General features: G+C 67.3%; 23 protein-coding genes. 16 read left to right on the forward strand and 7 right to left on the reverse strand.

Going from position 1 to position 20,141, the window contains the following annotated elements:
* Positions 1-48 precede the first annotated feature (48 nt).
* Positions 49-1,947, reverse strand: coding sequence for a Hef-associated nuclease (locus VYJ16_RS19640; RefSeq protein WP_336352019.1), 1,899 nt, complete (start codon positions 1,945-1,947; stop codon positions 49-51).
* 338 nt (positions 1,948-2,285) lie between these two features.
* Between VYJ16_RS19640 and VYJ16_RS19645 the strand changes: the two genes are divergently transcribed.
* Both VYJ16_RS19645 and VYJ16_RS19650 read left to right on the forward strand, forming a co-directional pair.
* A complete protein-coding gene (locus VYJ16_RS19645) occupies positions 2,286-2,807 on the forward strand; it encodes a Mov34/MPN/PAD-1 family protein (protein WP_336352020.1) in 522 nt (173 codons plus the stop codon).
* Positions 2,808-3,239: an FAD synthase family protein gene (locus tag VYJ16_RS19650; protein ID WP_336352021.1), complete on the forward strand. Its 432-nt coding sequence runs from the start codon at positions 2,808-2,810 to the stop codon at positions 3,237-3,239.
* A gap of 16 nt (positions 3,240-3,255) precedes the next feature.
* On the opposite strand, the gene VYJ16_RS19655 is transcribed toward VYJ16_RS19650, so the two are convergent.
* Positions 3,256-3,630 (reverse strand): CBS domain-containing protein, encoded by a 375-nt coding sequence (locus VYJ16_RS19655; protein ID WP_227130630.1) that lies wholly within the window; start codon positions 3,628-3,630, stop codon positions 3,256-3,258.
* Positions 3,631-3,772: 142 nt separating this feature from the next.
* On the opposite strand from VYJ16_RS19655, the gene VYJ16_RS19660 reads away from it, so the two are divergent.
* Complete coding sequence (locus VYJ16_RS19660; RefSeq protein WP_336352022.1) at positions 3,773-4,447, forward strand: DNA methyltransferase; 675 nt, start codon at positions 3,773-3,775, stop codon at positions 4,445-4,447.
* Between the two features lie 43 nt (positions 4,448-4,490).
* On the opposite strand, the gene VYJ16_RS19665 is transcribed toward VYJ16_RS19660, so the two are convergent.
* Both VYJ16_RS19665 and VYJ16_RS19670 read right to left on the reverse strand, forming a co-directional pair.
* Positions 4,491-6,821, reverse strand: coding sequence for an amino acid permease (locus VYJ16_RS19665; protein WP_336352023.1), 2,331 nt, complete (start codon positions 6,819-6,821; stop codon positions 4,491-4,493).
* Positions 6,822-6,857: 36 nt separating this feature from the next.
* A complete protein-coding gene (locus tag VYJ16_RS19670) occupies positions 6,858-7,061 on the reverse strand; it encodes an HVO_0649 family zinc finger protein (RefSeq protein ID WP_336352024.1) in 204 nt (67 codons plus the stop codon).
* Positions 7,062-7,271: 210 nt separating this feature from the next.
* On the opposite strand from VYJ16_RS19670, the gene VYJ16_RS19675 reads away from it, so the two are divergent.
* Positions 7,272-8,039 (forward strand): Lrp/AsnC family transcriptional regulator, encoded by a 768-nt coding sequence (locus VYJ16_RS19675; protein ID WP_336352025.1) that lies wholly within the window; start codon positions 7,272-7,274, stop codon positions 8,037-8,039.
* Positions 8,040-8,041: 2 nt separating this feature from the next.
* Here VYJ16_RS19675 and VYJ16_RS19680 read toward each other — a convergent pair whose 3' ends face one another.
* Positions 8,042-8,272 carry a DUF7860 family protein gene (locus VYJ16_RS19680; protein ID WP_336352026.1) on the reverse strand — a complete coding sequence of 77 codons (231 nt, stop codon included), beginning with the start codon at positions 8,270-8,272 and terminating at the stop codon, positions 8,042-8,044.
* Positions 8,273-8,357: 85 nt separating this feature from the next.
* Between VYJ16_RS19680 and VYJ16_RS19685 the strand changes: the two genes are divergently transcribed.
* Positions 8,358-8,609: a DUF8151 family protein gene (locus VYJ16_RS19685; protein ID WP_336352027.1), complete on the forward strand. Its 252-nt coding sequence runs from the start codon at positions 8,358-8,360 to the stop codon at positions 8,607-8,609.
* Between the two features lie 70 nt (positions 8,610-8,679).
* Here the strand turns inward: VYJ16_RS19685 and VYJ16_RS19690 are convergent, their stop codons facing one another.
* Positions 8,680-9,828, reverse strand: a complete 1,149-nt coding sequence (locus VYJ16_RS19690) for a pyridoxal phosphate-dependent aminotransferase (protein WP_336352028.1) — start codon at positions 9,826-9,828, stop codon at positions 8,680-8,682.
* Entirely contained in the window at positions 9,825-10,238 is a 414-nt protein-coding gene (gene ribH / locus VYJ16_RS19695; RefSeq protein WP_336352029.1) for a 6,7-dimethyl-8-ribityllumazine synthase, read from the reverse strand. The genes VYJ16_RS19690 and ribH overlap by 4 nt, the downstream gene beginning before the upstream one ends.
* Before the next feature lie 157 nt (positions 10,239-10,395).
* On the opposite strand from ribH, the gene VYJ16_RS19700 reads away from it, so the two are divergent.
* The 11 genes from VYJ16_RS19700 to nuoK all read left to right on the forward strand — a co-directional run bounded on the left by VYJ16_RS19700 (position 10,396) and on the right by nuoK (position 20,140).
* A complete protein-coding gene (locus VYJ16_RS19700; protein WP_336352030.1) occupies positions 10,396-12,540 on the forward strand; it encodes a flippase activity-associated protein Agl23 in 2,145 nt (714 codons plus the stop codon).
* Between the two features lie 27 nt (positions 12,541-12,567).
* Positions 12,568-13,731 carry a 5-(carboxyamino)imidazole ribonucleotide synthase gene (locus tag VYJ16_RS19705; protein WP_336352031.1) on the forward strand — a complete coding sequence of 388 codons (1,164 nt, stop codon included), beginning with the start codon at positions 12,568-12,570 and terminating at the stop codon, positions 13,729-13,731.
* Between the two features lie 30 nt (positions 13,732-13,761).
* Positions 13,762-14,400, forward strand: coding sequence for an AIR carboxylase family protein (locus VYJ16_RS19710; protein WP_336352032.1), 639 nt, complete (start codon positions 13,762-13,764; stop codon positions 14,398-14,400).
* A gap of 228 nt (positions 14,401-14,628) precedes the next feature.
* Positions 14,629-15,027, forward strand: a complete 399-nt coding sequence (locus tag VYJ16_RS19715; protein ID WP_336352033.1) for an NADH-quinone oxidoreductase subunit A — start codon at positions 14,629-14,631, stop codon at positions 15,025-15,027.
* A 12-nt stretch (positions 15,028-15,039) separates the two neighbouring features.
* Positions 15,040-15,741 (forward strand): NADH-quinone oxidoreductase subunit B, encoded by a 702-nt coding sequence (locus tag VYJ16_RS19720; RefSeq protein ID WP_336352034.1) that lies wholly within the window; start codon positions 15,040-15,042, stop codon positions 15,739-15,741.
* Positions 15,738-17,408 carry an NADH-quinone oxidoreductase subunit D gene (locus tag VYJ16_RS19725; protein ID WP_336352035.1) on the forward strand — a complete coding sequence of 557 codons (1,671 nt, stop codon included), beginning with the start codon at positions 15,738-15,740 and terminating at the stop codon, positions 17,406-17,408. The genes VYJ16_RS19720 and VYJ16_RS19725 overlap by 4 nt, the downstream gene beginning before the upstream one ends.
* Complete coding sequence (locus VYJ16_RS19730) at positions 17,408-18,487, forward strand: complex I subunit 1/NuoH family protein (RefSeq protein ID WP_336352036.1); 1,080 nt, start codon at positions 17,408-17,410, stop codon at positions 18,485-18,487. Before VYJ16_RS19725 ends, VYJ16_RS19730 begins: the two co-directional genes overlap by 1 nt.
* Entirely contained in the window at positions 18,484-18,945 is a 462-nt protein-coding gene (locus tag VYJ16_RS19735) for a NuoI/complex I 23 kDa subunit family protein (protein ID WP_323676685.1), read from the forward strand. The genes VYJ16_RS19730 and VYJ16_RS19735 overlap by 4 nt, the downstream gene beginning before the upstream one ends.
* Positions 18,946-18,957: 12 nt before the next feature.
* Positions 18,958-19,230, forward strand: a complete 273-nt coding sequence (locus VYJ16_RS19740) for an NADH-quinone oxidoreductase subunit J (RefSeq protein WP_336352037.1) — start codon at positions 18,958-18,960, stop codon at positions 19,228-19,230.
* A complete protein-coding gene (locus VYJ16_RS19745; RefSeq protein WP_336352038.1) occupies positions 19,227-19,835 on the forward strand; it encodes a hypothetical protein in 609 nt (202 codons plus the stop codon). Before VYJ16_RS19740 ends, VYJ16_RS19745 begins: the two co-directional genes overlap by 4 nt.
* Complete coding sequence (nuoK, locus tag VYJ16_RS19750) at positions 19,835-20,140, forward strand: NADH-quinone oxidoreductase subunit NuoK (RefSeq protein ID WP_336352039.1); 306 nt, start codon at positions 19,835-19,837, stop codon at positions 20,138-20,140. Before VYJ16_RS19745 ends, nuoK begins: the two co-directional genes overlap by 1 nt.
* Position 20,141 lies beyond the last annotated feature (1 nt).

Here is a 20,141-nt window from a genome sequence, read left to right on the forward strand (position 1 = left end):
CCGCGAACAAGAGAGACCGCGAGACGCACCGACTTCACCGATTCCGATTCAGACGTCGTCGACGGCGGAGAGACTGGAGACGTCCTCGTCGATGTCCGCATCCGCCATCTTCTCGACGAGCGCGTCGAGAACCTCCTCGCGGCGGCCCTTCACGAACTTGATGGAGCCGACGACGAGGTGGCCGCCGCCGGAGACGCCGCCTTCCGCGACCTCCTCGGTGAGTTCCGTCACCATGTTCGGGATGTCCAGTCGAACGCCATCGGAGCGCAACACCGCGAAGTCCGGCCCGTACCCGATCGTGATGACGGGGTCACCGGTCTCCTTGACCTTCCGGTCGTGGATCTCGCCGGTCGTGTTCCCCGGCGCCGGGTACGTGAAGCGCTTCGCGTGATTCTCCACGTCGATTCGGTAGAGCTGCGCGCCGTTCTCCAGCTCTTCGTGCTCGACGTGCTCCATCGCACGGTCGAGTTGGGTCTGTACGCGCTCGCGAGACCGCGACGCGAGGAAGTCCACGAGCTCCTCGTGGCGCTCCTGGTCGTCACAGCGGACGTTCAGCGCGTCGTCGATGAGGTGCTGCCCGGAGTTGTACCGGAGCCAGTGCGCGCCGTAATCGAGCGCCTCCGAGATGTCACGCAGGTCGTCCTCGCTGTAGCCCGCTTCGTTCGCGAGTTCGAGGTAGTCCGTCATCGCTTCGGCCTTCGACCGGTCCGCGAGCCCCGCAACCGCCGGGACGTGGTCGAGTTTGTCCGCGAACTCGGGGTGAATCATGCGCGCCAGCTCCACGCACATCATCCCCGTCGTCACGCGGTAATCCTCGTCGTACAAGTAGGGATTCACGTGATGCGTCAGCAGGTCGTCGACCGCGTCCGGGTCCGGGTGGTGGTGGTCGACGACGACGATGGGGATGTCGTAGTGCGCGAGCGTCTCGTACGCCGGCACGTCCTCCGCCGTGCTTCCGTTGTCGAGCATCAGGAGGAGCGGGAGCTTCTGGCCGTGCCGCGAGCGGTCCTCGAGCGCGAAGTTCAGGTCGCGCGTCGCGTCCTCCATCTCGTAGAACGGCGCCTTCGACGGCAAGCGCTTGAAGAGATGGCGCTTCGCGTCGGCGTCCTCGTGGACGTCCTCGATGAACGCCTCCAACGCCGCCTGCACGGGAACGCTCGCGCACATCCCGTCACCGTCAGCGTGATGCCGCAGTCGAATCGGGCGGCCCTCGATGACGGTCTTCCGGAGTTCCTGCGCGACCGCTTCCAGGTCCGGGCGGAGCTTCTCGAACGCCTCCCACTCCACGAGCGGCTCAACGTCGTTCGGCTCCGCCGCATCCAGCATCGCGCTCTCCAAGCGCTCGTAGACCGCGTCCGCGTCGTCGCCTTCGAGCGTCTCGATGTGCTCGACCTCGATCTGATGCGTGCCCTCGCGCTTCTCCACCTCGCCCGCGATACGCACCACGTCACCGACCTCGATCTCGGGGTGCGCGCGCACGCCAGCGGACGCGAACGCCGTCGCCGGAACCACGCCGTGCTCGTCGCGAACCTGGAACACCGTCGGCCCGCCCGTCTGCTTGATCTGCGTGACCTCGCCCTCGACGTGCACGCGATCACCGAGCTGCGTCGACAACGCACTCGTCGCCGTCAACGCCACGTCCTCCGAGGCACGCTCCACGTCGTACTCGCCCGAAATGTCGGCGAGCACGAACGACAGGTCGCCGTTGTCCCGCACCGACTCCAGTTCCACGACGAGCTCGTCACCGACCGAATACGACCCGTCCAGGTTCGACTCGTGCACGAGACCCGACACCGACTCCGACAGGTCAACGAACACCCCGTACTCGACGACACCGTTCACCGTCGCCAGGTACGGCACGTCCGCATCCACGTCGTCGACGGTACACGCCGGAGCGAGATCGAAGACGACCGGACGCTCCGCCCCGCCGGCAGATTCAGCAGTCATGTTAACCCCGGATTTGCTCCGCCGCCGTTTAATCCTTGCCAAGACGCCCCGCCCCGCCAGAAACCGCCACTTCCACCCTGCAAACCCACTCCCCACTCGCACTCACAACGCCACCACAGCAGCCACCGCACGCCCGACCACACCGCCGAAACGGCTGCCTGGAGGCCGCCGTACGCTCGTGGAGTCCGCATCCGCAACCGGGACGACAGCGACGTGGCCGACTGGACTACCGCACCGCGAACGACACCGCGCCGGGGAAACGGCGGCCTGGTGGCCGCCGTACGCTCGTGGAGTCCGCATCCGCAACGTTCAGGTAGCCGAGACGACGAGATGCGGGCATGGGGTTGTTCGACCGGTTCTTCCGGTCGCGAAACGTCGCGGGTATCGCGCGGGACACGCTCGAGTTCGCGCTCTCGTCGGCCGAGGACACGCACCCGAACGAGTACATGGGGTTCATGCGTGGGACGCCGGCGCGCGAGTTCGACCTCGGCGAAGAGATCCACCCGGACGACTACGTGGTGACGGACGTCCTCGTCATCCCGGGGACGACGTCGAACGAGATGAGTGCGACCGTCGACAACAACATGATTCCCAACGACATGCGGACCGTCGGGTCCATTCACTCGCATCCGAACGGCGTCCTCCGGCCGAGTGACGCCGACCTGGCGACGTTCACGTCCGGGAGCGTGCACGTCATCATGGGCGCGCCGTACCGGACGAGCGACTGGCGCGCGTTCGACCAGGAAGGCGAACCGGCGACGCTCCCGGTCCTCGACGTCGACCTCGACGACCCGGAAGCGTTCTTCGACTTCGACCAGTACGACATCGACGACGAATTACGGTCAGGAGACACCTACTAGATGACACGAGCAATCGCACAGGGCACGTTCGACATCCTCCACCCGGGGCACGTGCACTACCTCGAAGACGCAGCGTCGTACGGCGACGAACTCCACGTCATCATCGCACGGCGCGGGAACGTCACGCACAAGGAGAAACCGATACTCGCCGACCGCCAGCGCCGGGACATGGTCGCCGCGCTCGACGTCGTCGACGAAGCGCACCTCGGGGACCGCGAGGACATCTTCGTGCCCATCGAACGCATCGACCCGGACTACGTCGTGCTCGGGCACGACCAGCATCACGACGAATCGAGCATCCAGGCGGCACTCGAGGATCGCGGTATCGACTGCGAGGTTCGCCGAGCGAGCGCTCGCGAGAAGCGGTACGACGACGAACTCCTGTCGACGGGTCGCATCATCGACCGCATCCTCGACGAACGCGGCGACTGAACGGTCGACTAGCGGTTCACGAGATGGTGCCAGTGACGTCGGTCGACGATATCATGCCGACGTAGTCGTCGTCGACCACGGGCAGGTGCTTGATGCCGTACGTCGTCATCATCGCAGCGACCTCCTCCATGTAGAGGTCCGGGCTGACGGTCTCGACGTCCTCGGTCATCACGTCCCCGACCGTGAGCTCGGAGACGTTCCGGCCCTCGGCGACGGCGTCCAGGACGTCCGTGCTACTGATGATACCGCGCGGGTTCGTCGGCACCACGAGCGCGTTGATGTCCAGTTCGCGCATGCGCTTGGTCGCCTTCATGACGGTCGCGTCCTTCGACACGGTCTCCAGCGGTGACGACATCACGTCCTCGACGGTCACTCGGTCGGACGAATTCATACGAACACTCACGGCGACCACCGTAATGGTGTTTCCGCCGGTGGCAGCGCTTTCGTGGAACGGGCACGACGACAGGCCCAGTCGTGTCGCGCGGTAGCACGCGTCCACAACACTGATTCCGCAGAGTCCGGATGACTGGCTCGTGAGAACGTTCCTGTCCCTCGAGTACGCACACGACACCGCGCTCCCCGCGGACCACGACGACGAGTTCCGGACGCCGCACGCGCTCGTCGAACGGTTCCTCCGCGAGTACTCAGAGCCCGGGGACCGCGTTCTCGATCCGTTCGCGGGATTCGGGACGACGCTCGCGGTCGCCGAGCGACTCGACCGCGAGGGTTACGGTATCGAGTACGACGCCGACCGCGTCGAGCACGCTCGCGACGCGGCGGGGGACGCGGAGGTCGTCCATCACGGGAGCGTCCTCGACCTCGACGACACGTGGGTTCCCGCGTGCGACGTGTGCTTCACGTCGCCGCCGTTCATGGAGCGAACGGACACCCGGAACCCCTTCGAGAACTACGCCGGGGAGAGCACGTACGACGAGTACCTCGAGGACATCGAGCGCGCGTTCTCGCGCGTCGAGTCCGTCCTCGCGCCCGGCGCTCGCGTCGTCCTCGACGTCTCCAACATGAAGTACGAGGAGCGGGTGACGACGCTCGCGTGGGACGTCGCCGACCGCGTCTCGAACGTCCTCCACTACGACGGCGAGGTCGTCGTCGGCTGGGACGCGGGCACCGACCGCGACCACGGCGACGGCACGTTCGGCTACGGCTACGACCACTCGTACTGCCTGACGTTCACGAACGCCACGGGATAGAACCGTCAGCGTGGCCGATGATAGCGCCCTCGCGAGTCCGCTGTCAGTCCGCGTGCGACGGTGCCGAGCGCCCGTCCTGCTCGGGCTGTTGCAGGCGCCTGCGGACGTACCGATAGACCGGGAAGAGGTAGTCCTCCAGGCGCTCGTGGAACCGCTGCTTGCTCGCGTACACGAGGACCGGCGTCCCGGACGCTCGCGCGCGGTCGACGACCCTGTCCGGCGTGCTCCCGAACACCCACTGGCGGAGTCGGCGGTCGCGCGACGCGCCGATGAGGAGCACGCCGCCGTTCTCAGCAGCGGTCTGCACGAGCCCGTCCGCGACGGAGCCAGCGGTGACGTTCGCCACCTCCACGGCGTCCACGCGCGAGAGCTCGGAGAGCGATTGCGCGGGGTCCTCTCGCGTCCCACCGTCGCCGGTCGGTTGGACGTTCACGAGGTTCACGTCGGCGCCGGCGTGTCCGAGTGCGTCCGCGAGCGAGAGCAGGGCCTGCTGGTGCGGGCCGCCGCCGACGCCGATGTTGACGGTGCCGAGGTCTTCGACGGTGGTCTCGCGGCCCGCGTACACGACGTCACAGGGCGCCTTGAACTCGACCGCTTCCGTGAGGTCCGGGCGGTCTTCCGGGTATCCCATGAGGAGGAGGTCGGCGCGTTCGTCGCGCGCGGTCTGCACGATGTCGAACGCGACGTCGCGACTCAGGTGCCCCTCGACGGCGTACTCGACGTCGACGCCGGCGTCGGCGAGACTCTCCTCGATCCGGTGGACGCGCTCGGTCGCGGTGTCACGGACCAACTCGTTCGGCGTCTGGTCCGGGAGTTCCGTGACCGTCAAGACGTGGACGTAGGGGTCCTCGCCGCGCGCCGTCGCGATAGCGGCCGCGAGCCGGACGTACCCGGCCGCGCGCTCCGGACGCGCCACCGGGACGACGACCGTGAAGCGGTCCTCCGGAACGGTGCGTTCGGTGTCGGTCGCCGCCGAAGACCCCGTTGGTTCGACGACGCGTTCGACGAGTTCGTCGGCATCGGGCGCCCCGCCCCACGCGACGTAGAGGAGGACGCCCGACAGCGTGAGGAGGACGCCCGTTGCGACGCCGTCCAGTGGGAGGTTGTAGATGAGTGCGAGGTTCGCCAGGATGCCGACGGCGGGGACGACCGGCACGCCCGGGACGCGGAACCCGCGCTCGACGTCCGGGAACCGCCGGCGCGAGTACACGAGCGCGCCGTTCACGACCGCCAGCGGGAGCAGGAGGTTCAGCGTGGCGAACCCGGTGAGCGCGTCGAGACCGAGGTGGAGTCCGGCGAGCGCGGCGCCGTGCGCGGGGAAGACCGCGATGAACGCGACGATGAGCGCGACGATGACGCCCGTCGCGGCGGCGATGCTCCACGACGGCGTCCCGAACGACGGATGGATGCGGGAGAACTGCCGGGGTGCCTGCCCTTGCCGTCCCATGAGTGACCCGATGCTGGACGCGGCGAGGATGGAGGCGTTCGACGCGGAGACCATCGAGAAGATGGCGCCGGCGACGATGAGACTCCGGCCGACCGGGCCGAGGAACGAGGCGGCGACGCGCCCCATCGCGGTCTCGCCTTCTTGCGCGATGACCTCCGCGGGGACGGGGGAGTTCACCATCGCCACGATGACGAACGCGTACAGGACCGTGACGGTGGCGATGCTGGCGGCTATCGCGTACGGGACCGTCCGCTGAGGTTCGATGATCTCGCCGGCGCTCGCCGCGATGGCCGAGAACCCGAAGAACGTGATGAACGCGAGCGCCGCGATGGAGAGCACGTCGACCGCACCCGGTAGCGGGGCGAACCCACCGGCGAACGTGTCGACGGCGCTCGCTGGCCCGCGGTACGCGAACGCGCCGCCGACGAACGCGAACAGTACCGCGACCTTCGCGCCCGTGACCATGAGCTGGAACGTCCCGGATTCCTCGGTCCCGCGAGCGTTCAGGACGCCAAGTAGGACCGCGGCGAGGACCGCCGTCGTGCCGTGGGGAAGGAAGTGCAGTGATTCCGGGAGGACGAAGCGGACGACCCATTCGTCCATCGTCGCGAGGTAGAACGCGGTCGTCCCCGTGTACCCGAGGAATAGCGACATCCCGATGGCGTACGTGAGTCGGTCGCGGTCCTCGAACGTCCGCGAGCAGAAGAGGTAGCCGCCGCCGTTCTCCGAGTAGATTGACGCGAACTCGGAGTACGCCGCGGCGGTGACGCTCGCGACGAGTGCCGCGATGACGAACGCGACGACCGCGCTCGACCCGATCTCGGCGACGGCGGTCCCCGAGAGGGAGAAGATACCGGCGGCGATCATCGTTCCGAGGCCGATAGCGAACGCGACCTTGAAATCGAGCGTGCGTGTGTGTTCTACCATCAGTATCGAGTGATGCGAGTGTTTTCGTGCGGTGCGTCAGTCGCCCGAGATGGAGAGGGTGTGTTCGCGCACGGCGCCGCACTGCGGGCACTCGTGGAAGTAGTGGACTTCGCTGCCGTTGGTCTCACTCTGCCAGTGGCCGTCGTCGTCCTCGTACCCGCACTCGGCGCAGGTGAGTTCCTCGTGGTCGTAGTGCGACCGCAATCGTTCCATCGGTGACAGACCGTCTTCAGTCGCCATACCACCACCTCTAGAATGAGGATACAAAAACTAGCAGGGTATAGAATTTGCTAATAGATAATGAGGAGGGCGTGTATTAGGCATTGAGGATTCTAGTGGGTGGGCTGTCGTGTCTTCGACAGTTCGCTAACCAGGACTGGGCTGGGGCGTCGCGTCCGCCGTGGTACCGGGTGCGTAATGCATTTCTTCGGACCGAGAGTACGTTCGGACGTGAACTACCGCATCGACGAGATCGACCAACTGATACTGTATCATCTCGCGGCGGACGCCAGGAACACGTCCGCACCGATGATCGCCGAGGAGGTCGACGTCACGCCCGCGACCATCCGGAACCGCATCCGGCAACTGGAGGAGAACGGCATCATCCGCGGGTATCACGCCGACGTCGACTACGAGGCGACCGACGGGAAGGTCGTGACGCAGTTCACGTGCACCGTGCCCGTCAGCGAGCGGTCGGCTATCGCGTCCGAGGCGCTCTCGAAGCGCGGCGTGGTGAACGTCCGAGAGCTCCTCGCGGGCCAGGACAACCTCCTCATCACGGCCGTGGGGGAGACGACCGACGACATCGACCGCATCGCGCGAGTGCTCTCGGACCTCGGCGCGACCATCAAACGCGAGGACATCCTGCGGAACGAGTCGTTCCGCCCCTACCAGTCGTTCGCGCCGAACGGGGACGAACCGCAGTCCGCGGTCCGGGACTTCCAGAACGTCGTCGGTGGTGCGGAGGTCGTCGAGTTCACGGTCTCGGAGGACGCGGAGATACGGGGGCTAACCCTCGAAGACGCGAACGACGAGGGGTTGCTCTCGGACGAGGTGCTGGTGGTCAGTATCGAGCGCGGCGAGGAGCGCATCACGCCGAACGGGGAGACTCGCATCGACGCTGGCGACGTCGTCTCCATCTTCTCGCCCGGGACGTTCCCGGAGGATCTCGTCGCTGCATTCGAGTCCCGCGACGCGAACCACACGCGAGCGGAGTGACGTCACTCCGTCAACGGCAGGACGATACCGAAGACGAACGGTGAACAGAGCGCGATGAGGACGCCGAGGACGGCTGCACTGACGAGCAACTGGTGTTCCCACGCCGGCACCGTGCCGCCGTACTGGCTGAGGAAGGCATCACCGACCTCGCCGACGATCAGGAGGCACACGCCGAGGAGGAAGCTGCGTTTCGTGAGCGAGGGATAGTCGAGGTCGCCGTATCGACCGGTCATAGCGTTACGAGCAACCTCGGATATAAAAGTAGTTTCGGTTGCGAAAACCGAAAGGGCTTCAGATACTGATTGCCAACCGCCGGGCATGCTATCGACTGTGGGCGAGGTCGTCCCCGAACTCTTGCAGGTACTGTTCTTCGGCTCGGTCGGCGTTTCCCTCTCGGTGGGCGGCGCCTACGTCGAGCGGTTCGCGTTCGACATGCTCCGGTCGGGCGACACCGTCCTCGCCGCGTGGGGGGCAGTGCTGGGTGCCGTCCTCCTCGGGTTCGCGTACATCGTGGTCCGAGACAGCCTCGCGCCGATCCTCCGGGACCTCCGAGAGGGGGCGCGGAACTGACCACTGGCTGAGGGGACGCTGTCGAACCAAACAGGAGAGAATCCGGAGCGGACCGCTCGGTACCGCGTGCTTACAGCAGACCTTCGTCGGCGAGTCGCTGCACGCCCTCCTTCAGGCGTTCCTCGCTCGCGGCGTAGGACAGTCGCGCGTAGCCGGGCGTGCCGAACGCGCTCCCGGGGACGGTGGCGACGTGCGCGTCCTCGATGGCGGCTTCGCACCACGCTTGGTCGTCGTCGGCGACCTCGGGCATGAGGTAGAACGCCCCGTCGGGCGTCGCCGCGTGCACGCCGTGGTCGTCGAAGAGGTCCACGAGGAGGTCCCGGCGGGACTCGAACGCCTCCACCATCTCCGCGACCGCGTCCTCGGTGTTCTGGAGTGCCTCAACGCCCGCGTGCTGCACGAAGTTCACCGCACAGGAGACGGAGTGCGAGTGGAGCTTGCTGGATTGGTCGACGAGCGCCTGGGGCGCCGCGTAGTAGCCCAGCCGCCACCCCGTCATCGAGTACGCCTTCGAGAACCCGTTCAGGGTGATGGTGCGGTCGCCCATCCCGTCCAGGCTCCCGAGGCTTGTGGACTCGACGCCGTACGTGATCTCCTTGTATATCTCGTCGCTGATGACCGCGACGTCGTGCTCGACGGCGAGGTCCCGCACGCCCTCCATCGCCGCGTCCGAGTACACTGCGCCGGTGGGGTTGCTCGGCGAGTTCACGACGAGCAACTCGGTGTCGTCGCTCACGACGTCCGCGAGTTCGTCGAGCGCCGGTTCGAGCTGGAAGTCGTACGGCGACGTGTCCACGCGACTGAGCGTGCCGCCCGCCATCTTCACCATCGCCTCGTATGACACCCACGCCGGGTCCAGGAGCACGACCTCGTCGCCGTCGTCGATGAGGCTCATGATGACCTCGAACAGGCCCTGCTTGCCGCCGGGCGTCACCACGACCTCGTCGGTCGCGTAATCGAGGCCGTCGTCCGCGAGCTTGTCGACGATGGCGTCCTTCAGTTCGGGGATGCCGTTACTGGACGTGTAGCCGGTGTGGCCGGCGTCCATCGCGTCCTTCCCCGCCTGCACGACGTTCTCCGGGGTCGGGAAGTCTGGTTCACCGACGCTCAAGTCCACCACGTCGTGCCCCTCCGCTTCGAGTTCGGAGGCGGCGTTCGAGATGGCCAGCGTCGCGCTCGGTTCCACGCGTTCGACGCGAGAAGCGAAATCCATGGTCATGAGTCGTCCTCGAGTTCAGCGACCAGGTCGAGCGCGCCGTCGACCGCGTGCGCGGCGTTCTCGACGCGCTCCCTGGCTTCCGCACCGCTCATACCCGGCCCGGTCACGCCGAGGGTCACGGGGGTGTCCCGCTCCAGGCTCACGTCCGTGAGCTTCTGGGCGGTCGCGTTCCCGATGACCTCGTCGTGGTTCGTGTCGCCGGTGACGATCGCGCCGACGACCGCGACCGCGTCGACGTCGTCCCGTCGCGCCAGTCGGTCCGCCGCCAGCGGCGAGTCGTACGCGCCGGGGACCGACGTGACGTCGACGACCTCGGCGTCGCGCGCCTCGGCCGCCGACAGCGCAGCGTCCTCCATCTCCGCGGTGACCGACCGATTGAATTCGGCAACCACCAGTCCGAGCCGTGCCATACACCACCGGTTGCCGAGACGCCACAAGAACCTACCGGGACCGGACGCCCGAGCAAACGTTGCCACAGCATCGTGGGTTGCGAATCGCTTCGGGCGCGCGGTCCGCGGTCACGGGGATTGGCAAAGCCCTTACCCTCCGGGGAACAGGTGGGGGACGATGACCTCTCGTCGGACCGACCGACGCGGCACGTTCGCCGCGCTGCTCGCGCTCGCGGTCGCCGGAACGCTCGCCCGGTTGCTCGCGCTCGGCGACCGCATCGCGTCCTGGGGCGAGGCGCGCCTCGGGTACGACGTCCTCCGGTACGCCGCGACCGGCGTCTTCGAGTACCGCCCGGTCACGCACGGCCCGTTGCTCTACCACGTCGACCGCGTCCTCTTCGAACTCGTCGGCGCGTCCGACCTCGTCGCGCGCCTCCCCGTCGCGGTCGTCGGCGGCCTCCTCCCGCTGGCGGCGTGGCTGTTCCGCGACCACCTCCGGGACAGCGAACTGCTCGCGTTCGGCGTCCTCCTCGCCGCGAACCCCGTGCTCGTCTACTACTCGCGATACCTCCGGAACGACGTCCTCGTCGCCGCGTTCGCGCTCGCCGCGCTCGGGTTCCTCGTCCGCACGCGACACAGCGGGAACCCGCGGTACCTGTACGCCGCGAGCACGTTCGGCGCGCTCGCGTTCGCGTCGAAAGCCAACGCCCTCCTCTACGTCGCGTTCTGGGTCGCCGCTGGGCTCGTCGTCGCGGACCAGCGCGCGTTCCTCCGCGCCGTCGCCCGACGACCCGTCTTCGACCATCGCCGCGGCGGCGAACTCGTCGCCGCGGTCCGGGCGCGCGGCACGCCCGAGATGGCGGTCGTCGCGGTCTTCAACCCCGTCGTCGTCCTCGCGTTCGGGCCGTTCTCGACGGTCGTCGTCGCCATCCTCGTTGCCGTCGTCGCGCTCCTCGCCGGACTCGCGCTCCAGGACGCCGACCGCATCGTCGACCGGAACGCGGTCTGGCTCGTCGGCGGCGTCGTCGCCGCGTACGTCGGCGCCTCCGGCTTCCTCGGGTCGCCGCTCGCGACCGGGAGCCGCGACGTCGCGTTCGCGCTCACGTGGGTCGCCGCCGCCGCGGGCATCGTCGGCGTCCTCCTCCGCGGCACCGACCTCGGCGCGCGCGTCCGCCGATGGCGCGCGCCCGGCGTCCTCGCAACCGTCTGGTTCCTCGTGCTGACGCTCTTCCTTTTCGCACCACGGAACCCCGACGGCCTCGGCCTCTGGAGTTCGCTCGCGGACCCGCTCGCGCTCCCCGCGCTCGTCGAAGCCGGGCTCGTCCATCCGCTCGCGGACTACTACGGCGTCTGGGTCGCGAGCAACCACAACGACTACCTCACGTTCACGCTCCCGCTCCTCCTGACGCTCGCGGTCACGAGCCTCACCGTCGTCACCGCTGGCGTCCTCGGGTTCCTCGCGAACCGCTACGGCGAGCGCGACGAACTCGTCGAGTTCGCACTCGTCTGGGCTGGTCTCGCCGCGCTCGTCACCCCGCTCGCGATGCTCGTGAACGCTCCCTGGCACGCCGTCCACGTCGTCGTCCCGCTCGCCATCCCCGCCGCGGTCGCCCTCGCCGCGGTCGCCAGACGCCTCGCGACGGCAGCGCGCGACCGCGACCCCGGCGTCGCCGGCGTCGCCGCCATCGTCCTCTGCGTCGCGCTTGCGGTCCCCCTCACGACCGCCGCCGGCACCGCGTACCTCCACCCGCAGAGCCAGGACAACCCGCTCGTCCAGTACGGCCAGCCCGCCGACGACGTCCGCGACACCCTCGAACGCGTCGACGCCGCAGCCGCGGCGAACGACGACGGCCCGGACGTCGTCTACTACGGCGCGTACTTCTACCTGGAGAACCCCGACCGCGTCGACCGCCTCCCCGTCGGCGACGTCTACACGCAGCGCGACGACGGCGAGTACGAACTCGTCGAAGCGAACGAAGGCTGGTACAACCGCCTGCCGCTCCCGTGGTACACCGAAGCGATGAACGCCACGACCGACAGCGCGCGGACGCTCGCCGGCCTCGAAGACCTCGCAGCGACCGACCCGCCCGTCGTCGTCGTCCGCTCGCAGCTCGCCGGGAACGTCTCCACGGTACTCGGTGGCGGCTACGACCGGACGACGTTCAACCTCACCCAGCGCAACGTCACCGTCACCGTCTTCGTCGACCGCGACACCGATGTCGCCGGCGCGCTCGACGAGCCAGCAGTCGGCGGGTCGACGAACGCGACCGACCGCGCGGCCATCACGGCCGCCGGTCGCGCGCATGAAAGGAGGAACCGTTAAGCGCCGGCCCCCAGAACCCCTCGCGTGATGACCACGCTCTCGACGCCCGGCCCGACGCTCGGGGTCGTCGGCGGCGGCCAGCTCGGACGGATGCTCGCCGAAGCCGCCTCGCCCCTCGGCGTCGACGTCCTCGTTCTCGACCCGACAACCGACTGTCCGGCCGCGCCACCGGCGCGCGACCAGATCGTCGCCGAGTTCGACGACACCGACGCCATCCGCGACCTCGCCGAACGCGCGGATTACCTCACGTTCGAGATCGAACTCGCCGACCAGGACGCGCTCGAACGCATCGAGCGCGACACGGGCGTCCCCTGTCACCCCAAGCCCGCGACGCTCGATCTCATCCACGACAAGCTCGTCCAGAAGCGCGCGCTCGCCGACGCCGGCGTCCCCGTCCCGGACTTCCGCGAGGTGGAATCACCGGGCGACGTCGCTGACGCGCTCGACGACCTCGGCGCGCCAGCGATGCTGAAGGCGCGCACCGGCGGGTACGACGGTCGCGGGAACATCCCAGTGGACGAGGACACCGACCACGCCGCGGCGCTCGCCGAGGTCGGCGGCGAAGGGAACGCGATGGTCGAATCGTTCGTCGACTACGAGCGCGAACTCTCCGTCATCGCCGTCCAGGGCGACGACGGGACCGCCGCGTTCCCCGTCGGCGAGAACGTTCACCGCGAGCAGATACTCCGCGAGACCGTCGTCCCCGCCCGAACGAGCGACGACGTCCGCGACCGCGCTCGCGACGTCGCACTCGACGTCCTCGACGTCCTCGACGGCCGCGGCGTCTACGGCATCGAGCTCTTCGAGCACGCGGACGGCAGCATCTCCGTCAACGAGATCGCACCCCGCCCGCACAACTCCGGGCACTGGACGATCGAAGGCGCGCACTCCAGCCAGTTCGAGCAGCACGTCCGCGCCGTCCTCGGATGGCCGCTCGCCGCCACCGGCCTCCGCGGCCCGACCGCGATGGCGAACCTCCTCGGCGACGGCACCGACTCGCGGGACGCCGCCATCGCGGACGTCGACGCCATCCTCGAAGCGCCCGGCGCGAACCTCCACTGGTACGGCAAACGCGAGACGCGCCCGCTCCGGAAGATGGGTCACGTCACGTGCGTCCAGACGGCCGACGAATCGGTCGGCGACCTGCTCGCCGGCGCCCGCACCCTCCGCGACAGCATCGCGTTCGACTGACCCACACCCAGCGAAGCCTCACACCAACCAATGACAGACAGACTGCAAGCGCTCATCGACGACCTCCACGCACAGGCCGACGACGACCGACCCAGCGACGAGACGCCCGACGTCGGCATCGTCATGGGGTCGGACTCCGACCTCGACGTCATGATGGGGACCGACGACTCGGCGGGCGCGTACGACGCACTCGTCGACGAACTCGGGTTCGCCGAACAGACCGACTACCACGACGCGCCCGACGCGCGCTTCACGTTCGAGACGTTCGTCGTCTCCGCCCACCGGACGCCCGAACTCATGTACGCGTACGCCGAGACCGCCGAAGCACGCGGGCTCGACGTCGTCATCGCCGGAGCCGGCGGGAAGTCCGCCGACCTCCCGAACATGACCGCGAGCATCGCGTACCCCGTCCCCGTCGTCGGCGTCCCCGTCCAGGAGAAGTCCGTCGACTCCGTCATCGGGATGCCCACGGGTGCCCCGCTCACCGCCGTCGACGCCGGCAAGAGCTTCAACGCCGCGCTCTCCGCCGCGATGATACTCGCCCGCGAGCACGACGACCTCCGCGACCGCCTCGTCGACTACCACGAGGGCCTCAAAGCCGACGTCGCCGACGTCTCCCACGACCTCCACACGCTCGGGACCCCGGGCTTCCGCGAGAAGCACGACTAGCCACGACCGACAGACGCGACCAGCCACGACAGACGTAGCGCTCAGAACTCAATCCACCCCGCTCTCGCGTGCGCGCAAGCGCTCGGTGAAACAAAACAACCCAGGGAACCGGCCTCACGTCGATTCCTCCGTCTTCCGGACGGACACCCCGGCCAGAACCCGAAAACCACAAGAATCAACCCTTATATGGGAGCGCTTCAAACCGACGGATGATACGGAGTATACGGTATGAATCCATGGATAGCAGTCGGGGCGCTCGGGGTCGTTTCAGTGGTGATACCGCTGAGTATGATGCTGGTATCGTCGCTGTTGCGGCCGAGCGTTCCAGAAGACAGTAAGCGCACCACGTACGAGAGCGGTGAGGTCCCCACCGGCGGGACTCGCATCCGCTTCAACATCCAGTACTACATGGTCGCACTCCTGTTCGTCGTCTTCGACATCGAGACCGTCCTCATCTTCCCTTGGACGGTCATCTATCGGTCTGCTCTCGAAGACGGCGTCGGGCTCGTGACCGTACTGGCGCCGATGCTCGTATTCATCGGCGTCCTCGTCGTGGGGCTCGCCTGGGCGTGGCACAACGGCGCCGTGCAGTGGGCGCGCGACCCGCAGGCGAGCGAGACACAGTAACCCCGTCAAACAATGAGTTCCGACAACACCACGGACGGCGGCAGCACAGACGCACTGACCAAGACGCGTGAGGCACGCATGGGAGCCGGCCTCGACGACCGCTTCAACTCGAAGCTCCGCGAGGCCTTCGGCGCCTCCCCGTTCATCCTCACGAAGTTCGACAAGTTCATGAACTGGGTGCGGGGGTCGTCGATGTTCATGCTGCAGTTCGGTATCGCGTGCTGCAGCATCGAGATGATCCACACGTACGCCATCAAGCACGACCTCGACCGGTTCCACGCCGGCGTGCCGCGGGCGAGCCCGCGACAGGCGGACGTCATCATCGTCCCCGGGACCATCGTCTCGAAGTTCGCGCCGCGCATGAAGCGCGTGTACGACCAGATGCCCGAACCGAAGTTCGTCGTCGGCATGGGGTCGTGTACGATCTCCGGTGGACCGTTCCAGGAGGGCTACAACGTCGTGAAGGGCGCAGAAGAGGTCATCCCGGTCGACATCCACGTCCCGGGTTGCCCGCCGCGCCCGGAGGCGCTCATCTACGGCGTCGCGAAACTCCAAGAGCGGATCGCGAACGGGGAATCCAGTCCCGTCACGGTCAAGCCCTACGAGCTCGAGCAGTTCGGGGACATGGAGCGCGACGAGGTCGTCGACCAGCTCGCCGACCAGATCGACGAGGAAACCCTCGCGATGCGGTACAACTGGGCTGATTCGCCATGAGCCTGGAACCCGTACGCGACGACACGCTCGACGCGAACGGCGACGTCGACCCGCAGGCGATCCTGGACCTGCTCGGGGACCGCGTGCTCGACACCGAGGAGCACCTGAACGCCGACCTCGCGGTCGTCGTTCGCCCGGACACCGTCGAGGAGACGCTGCTCGCGCTCCGCGACGACGCCGGATTCGATCACTGCTCGCTCGTCACCGCCCAGGAGTACGAGGACCGCTACGAGTCCATCTACCACCTGAAGCAGTACGACGACCCGACGAACGAGGTCAGCGTCGTCGTCCCTGCAACGAAGGACAATCCCGTGAGTGAGTCCGGGAACGCCGCGTACCGGACGTGCGACTGGCACGAACGCGAGGCGTACGACCTGGTCGGTATCGAGTACGAGAACCACCCCGACATGCGGCGTATCCTCATGCCCGAGACGTGGCAGGGGCACCCGCTGTCGATGGACTACGACCAGGACCGCCCGCAGGTCGTCACCCTCGGCCAGCACGACAACCCGCTGAAGGACGACCACCGGGACGAGGAGAACGACACGATGTTCCTCAACATCGGTCCGCACCACCCGGCGACCCACGGCGTCCTCCACGTCAAGACCGTGCTCGACGGCGAGACGGTCGCGGACGTCGAATCCGACATCGGGTACCTGCACCGGTGCGAGGAACAGGTGTGCCAGAACGGCACGTACCGCCACCAGATCATGCCGTACCCCGACCGGTGGGACTACGTCTCCGCCGGCCTCCTCAACGAATGGGCGTACGCGCGCGCCGCCGAGGACCTCGCGGACATCGAGGTCCCGGAGTACGCGCAGGTCATCCGGACGATGGGCGCGGAACTCTGCCGTATCGCCGCGCACATGCTCGCACTCGGGACGTTCGCGCTGGACGTCTACGGCGACTTCACCGCCATCTTCCAGTACGCGTTCCGGGACCGCGAGGTCGTCCAGAACATCCTCGAGGAACTCACCGGCCAGCGGATGATGTTCAACTACTTCCGGCTCGGTGGCGTGGCGTGGGACCTCCCCGAGCCCCGCGAGGAGTTCTTCGAGCTGACGCGGGACTTCCTCGACGAACTCCCCGGGAAGCTCGAGGAGTACCACGACCTCATCACGTCCAACGAGATCTTCCAGCTTCGCTGCGTCGACACGGGCATCCTCGAGCCGGACGTCGCGAAGTCCTACGGTGCGACCGGGCCGGTCGCTCGCGCGTCCGGCGTCGACTACGACCTCCGGCGCGACGACCCCTACGGGTACTACGACGAACTCGACTGGGACGTCGTCACCGAGGACGGCATGGACAACTACGCGCGCGTCCTCACGCGGATGCAGGAGGTCGAGGAGTCCGCGAAGATCATCCAGCAGTGCGTGGACCTGCTCGAGGAGTGGCCCGAGGAGGAGCGCACCATCCAGTCGAACGTCCCGCGGACGCTGAAGCCGGAGAACGACACGGAAGTCTACCGTGCGGTGGAGGCGGCGAAGGGCGAACTCGGCATCTACATGCGCGCGGACGGGACGGACAAGCCGGCGCGGTTCAAGATCCGGAGTCCGTGCTACTCGAACCTGCAGACGCTCCCCGAGATGGCGCAGGGCGAGTACGTCCCTGACCTCATCGCGAGCCTCGGGAGTCTCGACATCGTCCTCGGGGAGGTGGACCGCTGATGGCGACGCAGACGCTCCCCGAGTTCATCAGTCAGGTAACCGGACTCGGGAACTTCGGCGTCGCCGGCGAGTTCCTCGCCGCTATCGTCGGTGCCGGCATCATCGGCACCATCATGCTCACGTACACCGGTATCGCCGGGCCGTGGGCGAAGCGGAAGATAACGGCGGCGTTCACCGACCGGTACGCGGCGAACCGGATGGGGCCGTTCGGTCTCCTGACGATTCCGGCGGACGCGATCCGGCTGCTCTCGAAGGAACTCATCATCCCCGAGCGCGTCGACCGGCCTGCGTTCGACCTCGCGCCGCTCGTCGTCGCCGGGTCCGCGCTCTTCGCGTTCGCGGTCATCCCGATGGGGTCGCTGTTCGGCATCAACATGCAGATAGCTGACCCCGAAGCCGGTCTCGCGTACGCGTTCGCGGTCGCGTCCATCGCGACGCTCGGACTGACGATGGCCGGCTACGCGAGCTCGAACAAGTTCTCGTTCATGGGGTCGCTGCGCGCGATCGCGCAGAACATCGCGTACGAGATCCCGCTCGTCCTCACGGGCGCCTCGGTCGTCATCTTCGCCGGGTCGCTCCAGATGAGCGAGATCGTCGCCGCGCAGACCATCAGTGGCGGCGCGGAGCCGCTGCTCTCGGTCGCCGGCCTCCAGATTCCGCCGTGGTTCGCGTTCGTGAACCCGTTCGCGTTCGTGCTGTTCACGATCGCGAACATCGCCGAGGTCGGCCGGAACCCCTTCGACATCCCGGAGGCACCGACCGAGATCGTCGCCGGGTACCAGACGGAGTACTCCTCCGTGTACTTCGTCCTCATCTACCTCGGAGAGTTCCTCCACATCTTCCTGGGTGGCGCCATCGCGGCGACGCTCTTCCTCGGCGGGCCCGCAGGACCCGTCCTCCCCGGATTCATCTGGTTCACGATCAAGATCTGGGCGTTCTTCCTGCTCACGCAGTGGGCGCGCTCCGCGGTCCCGCGCGTCCGCATCGACCAACTCATCGAGATCGGCTGGAAGGGCATGCTCGTGCTGTCGTTCGCGAACCTGCTCCTCACCGCCGTTCTCGTCGGGGTGATAGCATGATTGGAATCCTGAAAGGCATGGCGACGACGATGAAGCACGCGCTCGACGGTGAGAAGTTCACCGTCCAGTACCCCGAGGAGACGCCGGAGGTCTCCGCGCGGTTCCGTGGGGTACACAAGTTCAGTCAGGAACGATGCATCTGGTGTCGGCAGTGCGAGAACGTCTGTCCGAACGACACCATCCACATCGTCACCGACGACCAGCGTCAGGGCGAACAGTACAACCTCCACATCGGACAGTGCATCTACTGTCGGCTGTGCGAGGAGGTGTGTCCGGTGGACGCGATCCTGCTCACGCAGAACTTCGAGTTCACGGGCGACACGAAGGACGAACTGGTGTACAACAAGGAACAGCTGAAGAGCGTTCCGTGGTACAAAGACATCGACCCCCTCGAATCCCGTGAACCCGACCGTGGTGCGTGGATCGGTGAGGGCGATGGCGAAGTCGACTATCAGTAAGCAAACGAAACAATGGCACTAGCAGAAACCATCGCTTTCGCGCTGTTCGCCGTCGTGACCCTCGGGGCGGCGGCCGGGGTCGTCCTCGTCGAGGACGTGTGGCACGCCGCACTCCTCGTGGGGGTGAGCCTCCTCAGCGTCGCGGTTCACTTCGTGATGCTGCAAGCGGAGTTCCTCGCGGCGATGCAGGTCCTCGTCTACGTGGGCGGGGTTCTCATCCTCATCACGTTCGCCGTGATGTTGACGCGCGAGAGCGATACTGAAGGCGGGGTGGTACAGAGATGACGACCAGACCTGAGTTACGCGACACAAGCGGTTTGCTGCCGGCGGTGGCGGCGGTCGGGCTGTTCGTGGTGATGGCGGCAGTGTTCCTCGGTGCACCGATCGGGGACGCGGCCGGGTTCCCGCAGAACGCCGAGGTGGCGAACGAGTCCATCGGGGACGCGAGCGTCGCATCGAACGCGAGCATCCAGACGACGGCTAACGGTACGTTCGCGCAGGTGTCGACGGCGAGCGGGAACGAGTCGACGTTGCTCACCGAGGACTCCGGCGTGAACGCGACGATCGTCACCGCCGGTGGACAGACGTACGGCGTCGTCTCCGAGCCGGTGAGCATCACGGAGACCATCGGGTACGCGATGTTCGGGCTGTCCGGTCAGCTCCCCGACGAACTCAAGAGCGAGAGCTTCCTCGCGGTGTTCGAGATCATCGACCTCGTGCTCGTCGCGGCGCTCGTCGGTGCGGTGACGCTCGCGCGACGCGAGAGCCTGAGTACGGTCGTGACGCTGTTCACGTCGTCCGAGGACGCCGCGCCGCGCGGTGCGGTCGCGGCGGACGGTGGCAGCGAACCGGACGTCGCCGAGGAGTCCACGGACGGAGGTGACGCCTGATGGCGGTACCTGCCGAGTACTACCTCGTGCTGTCCGCGGGCCTGTTCTGTATCGGGCTCGCCGGTATCCTCACGCGGAAGAACGCCCTGATGTTCCTGATGAGCGTCGAGCTCATGCTGAACGCGGCGAACATCAACTTCGTCGCGTTCAGTCTCTACTGGGGGAACCTCACGGGCCAGACGTTCGCACTGTTCACGATGGCGTTGGCGGCCGCGGAGGTCGCCATCGGTATCGGCATCATCCTCGTCCTCTACCGGAACTTCGGGGACGTGGACGTGACCGACGCAACGGGGATGAGATGGTAAG

The organism is Halorubellus litoreus (assembly GCF_037081675.1).
Classification (GTDB): domain Archaea; phylum Halobacteriota; class Halobacteria; order Halobacteriales; family Natrialbaceae; genus Halorubellus; species Halorubellus litoreus.